The sequence below is a fragment of the Vibrio sp. Vb1574 genome, assembly GCF_033338675.1.
Window position 1 is genome coordinate 1 of sequence record NZ_JAWOTC010000347.1, and the last position, 1155, is coordinate 1155.

General features: G+C 39.0%; 1 protein-coding gene. It reads left to right on the forward strand.

What is annotated here, in order from left to right:
• Positions 1–1155 (forward strand): Wzz/FepE/Etk N-terminal domain-containing protein (locus tag R7O12_RS26095; RefSeq protein ID WP_318126956.1); only part of this gene is annotated, 1155 nt, incomplete at both ends.

Genomic DNA, 1155 nt, shown 5'->3' on the forward strand with positions numbered 1-1155 from the left:
CTAACCAAACAATACAATCATCTGCTTTTGCTGATGATGAGATCGACCTAGGCAAGCTCTTCGGCATATTGATAGACGCGAAATGGTTTATCATCAGCATTACACTCTTTTTTGCAACATTAGGTATCGCGGTCGCGTTGCTATCAACTCCGATTTACAAAGCCGACGCGTTAATACAAATCGAAAAGAAGAGTTCAGGTGGTATCTCGGCGATGGTCGGTGACATGGGAGAACTCTTTTCTGCCGAATCATCTGCAACTACAGAAATTGAAATAATTAAATCGAGAATGATTCTTGGCGATACCGTTGATAAGTTTAACTTAACAACCATTGCCACTCCTGATTACTTACCTTTTGTTGGTAAAGGTCTAGCACGAATCAACGGTACTCAAAACTACATTTCTTTGACCACGTTTGAAGTACCTCGAACGGCTAGAGGATTATCTCATCAACTGATTGCTACAGACATCGAGAAAGGTCAATTCAGCTTGATGCTTGAAGACCAAATGGTACTTTCTGGTTCAGCGGGTCAACTGATTGAGATGAATGGCTATCGTGTAAAAGTGAACCAGCTCAATGCTCAAAATGAAGATACTTTTACAATAAGTAAAATAAGCAAGTTAGATGCTATCAACAAGTTAGCCTCACAACTTTCTATTTCAGAGAGAGGTAGCCAAACAGGTATTGTATCTCTAAGTATTGAAGGTGAATACCCAGACCACAATCAGCTTGTTTTAAATGATGTTGTTCAAAACTATTTTTTGCAGAATGTTAGAAGAAACTCAGCTGAAGCTGAGCAGAGCCTCAACTTCCTTAAAGGTCATTTACCCGAGATTAAGGACAAGCTAACTATTTCAGAAGATACATTGAACAGTTTTAGACAAGAAAACGAATCTATCGATTTAAATCTCGAAGCACAATCTACTCTAAAAGTGATGGTGGCACTTGAAGCCCAACTTAATGAGTTAACATTTAAAGAAAGTGAAATCAGTCAAAAATTCACCCAAGACCACCCAGCTTATAAATCGCTGTTAGACAAACGTCAGACATTACTGCAAGAGAAAGAGCGTCTTAACAAACAAGTTCAAAAACTGCCAAAAACACAGCGCGAAGTCTTGCGTATGACTCGTGATGTCGAAGTAAACCAGCAAATCT